Raw genomic sequence first — 6,000 nt, forward strand, 5'->3', positions numbered from 1 at the left:
TTTTATATTTAATATTTTGTTACTAACTAAGTGCGGCTCACCTACTCAAAATCGCCTTCCACCAGCAGCGTGTCATCCCCTGCGTTATCCACCGTCGTATAGCGATAAGGATTGGCTGGCGTAGCCAAAGCGGTGAAGATAGCCTGAGCCAGCTCGTTACTGGTTTCCGGATTTTTACACAGTAGATATTGCGTTTCCGGCAGAACCGGCAGCCCTTCAGAGGCGCCCAGCACCCGTAATTCCGGGCTCATCATCTCCACCGGGCGGGCCGTAACGCCCAGCCCAGCTTTCACTGCCGCACGCACGGCGGCAAGGGTCGAGGCCACATAGGAGATACGCCACGGCGTTTGATGGGCATCAAGATGCTCAATCATCATATCGCGATACGGGCTCGGGTCGTCCAGCATAACCAGCGGTAGCGCTTCCCCACTCTGGAACACATAATCGGCAGCGCAGTACCAAAGCGTTGGCGAGGTTCGCAGCACAATGGCGTCGAAGCGAGAGGGATTTGACGTTGTCACGACCAGATCGACCTCATGCTGATTCAGCATTTCAATCATAAAAGGATTTCGCTTCACCCGCACATCGAGCGCAAGCTTCGGATAAACCGAGCTGATTCGGTTTAACAGGAACGGTAAGATGGTATCCGCCGTTTCATCCGAAGCGCCAAGGGTTAAGGACCCCTGCAGGTTATTAAACATCAGAGAGGAGCAAGCCTCGTCATTAAAGCGAAGAATTTTACGCGCGTAGCCCAGCAGTTGGATACCGTGCTCGGTTAGCAGTTTATTACGGCCATGTCGCGCAAAAAGCTCTTTCCCTACTAATTGCTCAAGACGCTGCATCTGTTGGCTGACAGCGGATTGAGTGCGGCATACCGCAGCCGCCGCAGCGGCAAAGGTATTGAGATCGGCGACCGCAACGAATGTCCTCAGCAGATCGAGGTCGAGATTCAGTATCGGACGATTTGCGTTAATCATAATTTATTCACTAATAGGTTGCTCTTTCGAGTCTGCCCTGGTTGTATTGCTATGATTTATCAAAGAGATAAAGCAATTCCTTTTTACCGAACGTCTCCGGTAGAGTCGGCCGCTATACGTTAGCAGCGCTTCTGTTTGTTATTTTTGTATTCCCGGGCAGAGTGCAATTATCTAAACACCGCCCAAATGGGATATTATGCAGGTCAGGATCGGAGACCAACCCTAACTCATCGTACCAGCCTGGTATTTTTACGCTGGGTAATAACTGTAAATCAGCTTCAAGAAACGACTTTTAATAAGCTTTTATATGATTATTTAACGGGTTAAAACAAGACTAAAGGCATGAACCAGCCAGCCACCACAACCCGTTGAATAATAATAGTAATATTTAACAATGCCGACTAAGGCACAGCGCTGACGCGCTAATCGGCATCAAAAACCTACCATTTTTCGTAGTCTATCTTACCTTAAAACTGTATGTTTTATAACACTTATTACGAATTATCTGATCTCATTCTCTTTTTATGTTTTCACCATTGTTGATTATTCACAACGTTTTTTGAAGTCGCACACGCCTTATAATAAAAGACACTTAATAATTGCCGTGGTATTTACCTATTACGTCGGCCAGACTTTTGATATACATCTCTTTAACTACCTTGTCATTAATCTCTTAATGATTCAGGCATGAATATTAATTTTTCCTTATGTTTGGCGACACCCTATCCTTTGTAGTAGCACCTCTCACTTAGTACCACGCCGCACGGCAGTGAATAGCATCAAATAAAACCATATCATTAGATTTTCTTACTAATATATTGCAAATAAATAGACTTTCTTGTCGCTTAATATTTATAAAACTCAACACTGCTTATACATTGTGCTGTAAAGATAAATTGCATTTCTGCCGGTCTCAACCTTCAAATCTCGTTGTAGCAGGAGTACATTGTGGCGGTGCGCTTCCACGGCAGGACGCGAAATTAACAACAAAGGTCGAAGCTTCATGTCCCCCATCGAAAAATCCAGCAAACTTGATAATGTCTGTTACGACATCCGTGGCCCGGTTCTCAAAGAGGCAAAACGCCTTGAAGAAGAAGGCAATAAAGTGCTTAAACTCAACATAGGGAACCCCGCGCCGTTTGGTTTTGACGCGCCGGATGAAATCCTTGTTGATGTGATCCGCAATCTTCCTACCGCTCAGGGATATTGCGACTCCAAAGGGCTGTTTTCCGCCCGCAAAGCCATTATGCAGCACTATCAGGCGCGCGGAATGCGGGATGTCACTACAGAAGATATCTATATTGGGAACGGCGTTTCTGAACTGATCGTTCAATCAATGCAGGCGCTGCTCAACAGCGGCGATGAAATGCTGGTGCCAGCCCCCGACTACCCGCTTTGGACAGCAGCCGTTTCTTTGTCCAGCGGCAAAGCGGTGCATTACCTGTGTGATGAAGGCTCTGACTGGTTCCCGGATCTCGACGATATCCGTGCCAAAATCACCCCACGCACCCGCGGTATCGTGATTATCAACCCGAACAACCCTACCGGGGCCGTTTACTCTAAAGAACTGCTTTTAGAGATTGTTGAGATTGCCCGTCAACATAATCTCATCATCTTTGCCGATGAGATTTACGACAAAATTCTTTATGACGACGCCGAGCATCACTCCATTGCCGCGCTGGCACCGGATCTGCTGACGATTACCTTTAACGGCCTGTCAAAAACCTACCGCGTTGCCGGTTTCCGTCAAGGCTGGATGGTGCTGAACGGGCCGAAGAAACATGCTAAAGGCTATATTGAAGGTCTGGAAATGCTGGCTTCAATGCGCCTGTGCGCTAACGTGCCGGCCCAGCATGCGATTCAGACCGCGCTGGGCGGCTACCAGAGCATCAGCGAATTTATCGTTCCGGGCGGGCGCCTGTATGAGCAGCGTAATCGCGCATGGGAACTGATCAATGAGATCCCCGGCGTCTCCTGCGTCAAGCCTCGCGGCGCGCTGTACATGTTCCCGAAAATTGACGCCAAACGCTTCAATATTCACGACGACCAGAAAATGGTGCTGGACTTCCTGCTGCAGGAAAAAGTCCTGCTGGTACAGGGGACTGCCTTCAACTGGCCGTGGCCCGATCACGTGCGTATTGTTACGCTGCCGCGCGTTGACGACCTGGAAATGTCCATTGCCAAGCTGGGGCGTTTCCTCGGTCATTACCACCAGTAAGCTACTCCGGGGGGGCATTTGCAATGTCCCCTTGATCCCCTCACAATGACGTCACCGAGTTGTTACCGCGAGAACGTCATGAGTCAGAGCCACTTCTTTGCCCACCTCTCCCGCCTTAAATTAATCAACCGCTGGCCGCTGATGCGCAACGTCCGCACCGAGAATGTGTCCGAGCACAGTCTTCAGGTTGCCATGGTTGCCCACGCGCTCGCCGCCATAAAGAATCGTAAGTTTAATGGCAACGTCAACGCCGAACGTATTGCGTTGCTGGCGATGTACCACGACGCCAGCGAAGTGCTGACCGGGGATTTGCCCACGCCGGTCAAATACTTCAACTCGCAAATAGCCCATGAATACAAAGCCATTGAAAAGATTGCCCAGCAGAAGCTGATTGAAATGGTGCCGGAAGCGCTGCGCGATATCTGGGCGCAGCTGATAGATGAGCACAGCTACAGCGAAGAAGAGAAGGCTCTGGTGAAGCAGGCTGATGCCCTTTGCGCTTACCTGAAATGTCTGGAAGAGCTGTCGGCGGGGAACAACGAGTTTCTGCTGGCTAAAAGTCGCCTGGAAAAAACGCTGGCCGACCGCCATAGCCCGGAGATGGACTACTTCATGCAGGTCTTTGTGCCAAGCTTCCAGCTGTCGCTGGATGAGATAAGCCAGGATTCACCGCTTTAAACACTTCCCCTCTGCCGAAGCGAAATCAGGATAATGTTTTCCCCTTCTCCCCTACAGGGAGAAGGCCGGGATGAGGGTAAGTATCAGAACGGGAACAGCATCGGCACCATCACAACGCTTACGATCATCACAATGACGGTAAACGGCACGCCGAGTTTCACAAAATCGCTGAACTTATAGTTCCCCGGTCCCAACACCAGCGTGTTGACCGGCGATGATACCGGCGTCATAAACGCCGCAGAGGCCGCCATCGCCACAATCATCGCAAACGGATAAGGCGACACCCCCATGGACTTGGCGGCGGCCAGCGCGATAGGCGCCATCAGTACCGCCGTCGCGGTATTGGAGATAAACAGTCCGATGGTTGCACACATCACAAACAGGCAAACCAGCATGATGTAAGGCCCATATCCGCCACCAAACTCCATCAGCCCATGAACGATTAAATCCACCCCACCGGTTTTCTGCAATGCCAGCGCAAAAGGCATCATCCCGACAATCAGAATAATGCTCGGCCAGTGAATCGCCTTATAGGCACTTTCCATATCAATACAGCGGAACTTGCCCATCAGCAGGCAGGCGATAATCGCGGCAATTGGATTGGGGATCTCATCGGTCAGCATTAGGGCGACCATTAGCGCCAGGCAGAAAATTGCGTGCGGCGCCTGGCTGTGTGCCGGGGAAGCATCCCGCTCTTCCACCGGCAGATTGAGCACCAGGAAATCACGGTTTTGCTGTGAAAGCTGGTTAATCAGCTTCCAGTCGCCGACCACCAACATAATGTCCCCCAGCTGAATGGGCTCATCGACCAGCAGCCCTTCCATTGCCTCACCGCCTCGCCGTAAGCCAACAACGTTGAGACCGTAGCGGGTTCGGAAGGCGATTTCTCGCAAAGTCTGTCCCGTAAGTTCTGATTCAGGCAAAAGCGACACTTCAGCCATGCCCACATCCAGCGCCTGATCGGAGAAATACTCACCGCGCAGCACCATCGGCTCCAGCATTTGCTCGCCGCAAAACTCACGCAAATCAACCTCTGAGGCAGACATGTCAATCAGCAGCACGTCGCGCGCACGGAACTCGGTCACGCCGGTAACGTTGACGATAACGCGACGGAACTTGCGCCACCGTTCAAGGCCGATAACGTTAGCCCCGTAGCGCTCACGTAGCTTCAAATCATCCAGCCGATGGCCGACCATCGGTGAACCTGGACGGATAGCCAGCCGACGCGCCCGCCCGGTCAGGCGATATTCTTTAATCAAATCGCGGAATGAACGGCGCTTCCAGCTTTCTTTTCCCGCCTCATCGCCCTGCCCTTTGAGAGCAAAACGCGTCAGCAGCATATAAAGGATACCTAAAACCAGCACCGCGAGACCAATGGGCGTAACGCTAAAGAACTGAAAACCGTCCAGGCCTTCACGCAGCAGCTCACTGTTGATAACCAGGTTAGGTGGTGTAGCGACGAGGGTCATCATGCCGCTGATAAGCCCGGCAAAGCTGAGCGGCATCATCAGTCTCGAGGGGGAAATTTTCATGCGCATTGAAACGCTGATAACCACCGGAATAAAAATGGCCACCACGCCGGTCGAGCTCATAAATGCTCCAAGCCCGGCTACCGTCACCATCAGCAGGATCAGCATTTTGGTTTCGCTGCTGCCCGCAACGTCCACCAGCCAGCTCCCCATTTTGGTTGCAACACCGGTACGCACCAGCCCGTCGCCAATAATGAACAGCGCGGCAATCAGGATAACGTTGGGATCGCTGAACCCGGAGAAGGCTTCGCTAAGGCTTAACGTACCGCTGAGGACAAAAGCGACAATCACCAACAGAGCCACCGCGTCCATACGCATCTTTCCGGTAGCGAACAGCAGGACGGCAACCCCCAGCAACGACAACACCCAAATGAGTTCCGAATTCAAAACGAGTCCCTGAATGGCTGATTATTGGTGAATTGAATGTAGACGAGAATGCCATAAAAAAACCCCGCAAATGCGCTGAGGAATCCCCAGTAATGAGCGGGTAAAAAAAGACAGGCATAGAGTTTTGTGATCTACTGATTTGTGCAACCAATTCAATGGGATCACCTCTATGCCTGCTCGCCAAGTATGTCAGAATTTCTTCCGTGATACG

At 51.2% G+C, this 6,000-nt stretch carries 4 protein-coding genes; 2 read left to right on the forward strand and 2 right to left on the reverse strand.

Annotated elements, in window-relative coordinates; all coding sequences use genetic code 11:
• Positions 1 to 41 precede the first annotated feature (41 nt).
• Positions 42 to 977, reverse strand: a complete 936-nt coding sequence (lrhA, locus tag VGM55_RS13855; protein ID WP_154188122.1) for a transcriptional regulator LrhA — start codon at positions 975 to 977, stop codon at positions 42 to 44.
• A 1,003-nt stretch (positions 978 to 1,980) separates the two neighbouring features.
• On the opposite strand from lrhA, the gene alaA reads away from it, so the two are divergent.
• Positions 1,981 to 3,195 carry an alanine transaminase AlaA gene (gene alaA / locus VGM55_RS13860; protein WP_154188123.1) on the forward strand — a complete coding sequence of 405 codons (1,215 nt, stop codon included), beginning with the start codon at positions 1,981 to 1,983 and terminating at the stop codon, positions 3,193 to 3,195.
• 78 nt (positions 3,196 to 3,273) lie between these two features.
• Positions 3,274 to 3,873: a 5'-deoxynucleotidase gene (gene yfbR / locus VGM55_RS13865; RefSeq protein WP_331635785.1), complete on the forward strand. Its 600-nt coding sequence runs from the start codon at positions 3,274 to 3,276 to the stop codon at positions 3,871 to 3,873.
• A gap of 83 nt (positions 3,874 to 3,956) precedes the next feature.
• Here the strand turns inward: yfbR and VGM55_RS13870 are convergent, their stop codons facing one another.
• Positions 3,957 to 5,789, reverse strand: a complete 1,833-nt coding sequence (locus VGM55_RS13870; RefSeq protein WP_154188125.1) for an SLC13 family permease — start codon at positions 5,787 to 5,789, stop codon at positions 3,957 to 3,959.
• Positions 5,790 to 6,000 lie beyond the last annotated feature (211 nt).

The organism is Cedecea sp., from assembly GCF_036500665.1.
In the GTDB taxonomy this organism is placed as follows: domain Bacteria; phylum Pseudomonadota; class Gammaproteobacteria; order Enterobacterales; family Enterobacteriaceae; genus Cedecea.

What these genes read in the sequence shown, in the direction of transcription:
- lrhA (WP_154188122.1), bottom strand. Translation starts at nt 977, where the DNA reads ATGATTAACGCAAATCGTCCGATACTGAATCTCGACCTCGATCTGCTG.
- alaA (WP_154188123.1), top strand. Translation starts at nt 1,981, where the DNA reads ATGTCCCCCATCGAAAAATCCAGCAAACTTGATAATGTCTGTTACGAC.
- yfbR (WP_331635785.1), top strand. Translation starts at nt 3,274, where the DNA reads ATGAGTCAGAGCCACTTCTTTGCCCACCTCTCCCGCCTTAAATTAATC.